The sequence below is a fragment of the Nocardia sp. NPDC060220 genome (assembly GCF_042727815.1).
In the GTDB taxonomy this organism is placed as follows: Bacteria; Actinomycetota; Actinomycetes; order Mycobacteriales; family Mycobacteriaceae; genus Nocardia.
This window is the reverse complement of sequence record NZ_JBHWZY010001135.1, coordinates 1-1801: the sequence shown is the minus strand read 5'-3', so window position 1 is coordinate 1801 and position 1801 is coordinate 1. Positions and strand designations below refer to the sequence as shown.

Here is a 1801-nt window from a genome sequence, read left to right as displayed (position 1 = left end):
GCTCCCAGCAAGCTCTCTCGCTCCTGGCCGAAGTGCTCCTCGACCCCGGCGCCCTCGTGATCGTGGAGGATCCCGCGTATGTCGGTGCGCTGCAAGTGTTTCGAGCCGCAGGTGCCCGAATCGTCGCCGTTCCCCTGGATTCCGGCGGCATGCGCCTCGACATCCTCGAAGACCTGCTGGCCGCGGGCGAACGCCCTGCGCTCGTCCACACCGTCTCGAATTTCCACAACCCCGGCGGCGTCACCCTCGCGCCGCAACGCCGCCGCCGGCTCGCGGAACTCGCTGAGGCGCACGGCTTCTGGGTCATCGAAGACGACCCTTACGGCGAACTGTGGTTCGACCAGCCCGCCCCCGCGCCGGTGGCCTCGTACTCGCCCCAGGTGATCCGCCTCTCCAGCGTCTCCAAGATCCTGTCTCCAGCCCTGCGCGTCGGCTGGATGATCGCCCCCGAAAGAGTCTCGCGCGCAGTGGAACTCCTCAAACAAGGCGCCGACCTCTGCGGCTCCTCGCTCACCCAGCAGATCACCACCGACCTGCTGACCGACACCACCTGGCTGGCAGCCCACATCGATGCGATCCGCGCCACCTACGGCACCAGAGCCCGCGCCCTGACCACCGCCCTCCGCACCACCTTCGCCGACCGCCTCCACTGCACCGACCCCACCGGCGGCATGTTCATCTGGGCCGAATTCACCGACAACACCAACACCGCCACCCTCCTCCCCACCGCCCTGAACTCCGGCGTAGCCTACGTCCCCGGCGCAGCGTTCGCCGTCTCCAACACCGCCGACAACTCCCTGCGCCTCTGCTTCACCACCTCCGACGAGGCCACCCTGACCGAAGCGGTCGACAGGCTGTCCTCGGCGATCGGCTAGCGACCGGCGCGCACCCGGCAGAACTTCCCAGCGCTCCGTGGCTCAGCCGAGGTATGGGCGCGGCCGTCGTTCGGCGAAGTGCTCGAGTCGCAGGCGTACGGTGGGATGCATCGGTAGATCATCCAGCTCGTCCGGTCCGACGAAGCGGACCTCGGTCGACTCGCTGCTGACAGCGAGCTCGCCGCCCACCACTCGACCGAAATAGGTGACAGCGAATTCCTGTCGCACCTCGCCGTCCGAGTACTCGATGACATGCTCCGGGTCGGTGTAGATCCCCAATAGTCCTGTGATCTCGGTGTCGAGGCCGGTTTCCTCTTTTGTCTCGCGTACGGCGCACTCTTCGAGCGTCTCGCCGATCTCCATCGCGCCACCCGGCAGCGACCAATTTCCGGAATCGCCCCTGCGCTGCATCAGGATTCGGCCTTCGCCATCCACGACAAGCATGGAGCCGCCAGGCACCAGGCTGTTCGCTTTCGGCGCGTGGGGATCACGGTAGTAGTCACGCCGTGAGCTCACGCGAGAGTCCTTCTGGGTAGTGGGTTGCCGAACCCCAGATCTGTTCGAATTGCTCGGCGAACGAGGTGAATATTCCGTGGGGGGACAGCTTCCGCAGGTGTAGCGCCGGGTGCTGATATCCGCGGGCCCGAATGAGGTAGGGGGTCACGATCATCTGGTCGTCGAACCGGAACACCGAGTTGTAGAGATGGGTGGTGTGCAGTCCGATATCGCAGCCGGGGGTATCGGTCAGCTCACCCAACATATTCAGTGCATTGCGGATCCGGCCGGGCAGCGTCCCGCTCATCTGCTCCAGCGCATCGCGTTCGGCGACATGGGGGCAGTCAGGGTCTGCGAAAGCCATTCGAATGCGGGTTCCGTCTCGGCACTTCGATGCGAGGATGTCCGCGGCGTTCGGAAGGAGTTCCAGC

The 1801-nt window shown here is 65.7% G+C and carries 2 protein-coding genes and 1 pseudogene; 1 reads left to right on the top strand and 2 read right to left on the bottom strand.

The features are described from left to right. Nucleotides 1–875, top strand: an 875-nt coding sequence (locus tag ACFWF3_RS34520; protein ID WP_379318241.1) for a PLP-dependent aminotransferase family protein, incomplete at its 5' end; no start/stop codon positions are given. A gap of 42 nt (nucleotides 876–917) precedes the next feature. Here ACFWF3_RS34520 and ACFWF3_RS34515 read toward each other — a convergent pair. Then, complete coding sequence (locus ACFWF3_RS34515; RefSeq protein WP_378995382.1) at nucleotides 918–1391, bottom strand: NUDIX domain-containing protein; 474 nt, start codon at nucleotides 1389–1391, stop codon at nucleotides 918–920. After that, nucleotides 1375–1801, bottom strand: a pseudogene (locus ACFWF3_RS34510) (hypothetical protein); the annotation flags it as partial. The gene ACFWF3_RS34515 and the pseudogene ACFWF3_RS34510, both read right to left, overlap by 17 nt.